This window comes from Vibrio sp. C8 (genome assembly GCF_054051265.1).
In genome coordinates, this window is the sequence record NZ_JBPAOE010000029.1 from 1 (window position 1) to 1,353 (window position 1,353).

At 40.1% G+C, this 1,353-nt stretch carries 1 protein-coding gene; it reads left to right on the top strand.

What is annotated here, in order from left to right; all coding sequences use genetic code 11:
• Positions 1 to 98 precede the first annotated feature (98 nt).
• On the top strand, positions 99 to 1,340 hold the full coding sequence (locus tag ACRQQK_RS14185; protein WP_457512468.1) for an ISL3 family transposase: 1,242 nt from the start codon (positions 99 to 101) through the stop codon (positions 1,338 to 1,340).
• The last annotated feature ends 13 nt before the right edge of the window (positions 1,341 to 1,353 follow it).

Here is a 1,353-nt window from a genome sequence, read left to right on the forward strand (position 1 = left end):
TGGCTCTTCTCCGCTTTGATGAGTCTGATTCCCATGTACATCAATCTCTATCATACTGATTATTAATATATTTATAGTTGGTATGTTAGAGCTGTATTTTGACTTATTCTATTTCTGGTCTTTTACGTATCGATGGACAGGTTATTCGCTCTGTTAAACTCGATACTCATTCTCAGTCTATTGATGTTTTCTGCCGTAGAGACCGTCGATTTTCAGTCAAAACGCCAAACTCCCTACAGCGGAGTACAGTTAATACCTATCTCACTCGAATTATTCATGACTTACCGATTAGTGGTCTCCAATGTCGTGTTCATATTGAATTAGCTCAAACCAGAAATACTGACGGCGTTCGACTTATTGAGGAAAGTGAATTTGTTGAGAAAGGTGTTCGATACTCAAAACGCTTCTGTCACCAGATTAGCGGGTTATGCCGTCATATGCCGATTAGCGTAATAGCAAAACATTTTGGTTTGCGATGGGAAACCGTCAAAAATATCGATAAAGCGTTATTGAATCGGACGTTGCCTCCCAGTGACCCGGCGCTGCTTACTGGATTGACTCATATCGGTGTTGATGAAGTCGCTAGAGCTAAAGGGCATGATTATATGACGGTGGTTTACGATATGAATACAGGTCGCTTGATATGGGTTGAACATGGAAGGACAAGCGATACATTAAGTCGTTTTTTAACGCAGTTATCTCGAGCAACCGCTGAACAAATTAAAGCTGTAGCTATGGATATGGGCGATTCCTACATAAAAGCGGTCACAGAGCATCTACCCAATGCAGATATCGTCTTTGACCGTTTTCATGTCATGCAGCTATATAGCAAGATAATACGGAAAGAGCGTTCATTTGAATTTAAAAAAGCCGAAAATCACAAAGACAAAAAACTGATAAAAGGCTCTCTGTTTTTACTACTAAAGAACGCAGGAAAACTGTCTTCTTCACAATCAGATAAGCTCGATGAGTTGCTAGAATCCAACAAACACCTTTGTTTTATCTACATGATGAAGGAACAGCTTCAACAAATCTGGAACAGCACGAACTACCTAGAAATGGAACATAAGCTTGAGCAATGGTGCCACCTGGCAATGCAGTCAGGAATACTGAGTTTACAAAGCTTTGTTGGGACACTTCAGCGACATAAAAAAGGGATCTGTAACTACGCAACTTACCATTTAACCAGTGCCGCAATTGAAGCTGGAAATGTATCGATTGGTATGTTGAGGAAAAGAGCCAGAGGGATAAGAGATACTGAATATTTTAAATTGAAGATTAAACAAATCTCTGTCCCAGAGACATCCTCAATCTTTTATCCATCTGTCAAGCTCATGTAACCGGAGAAGAACC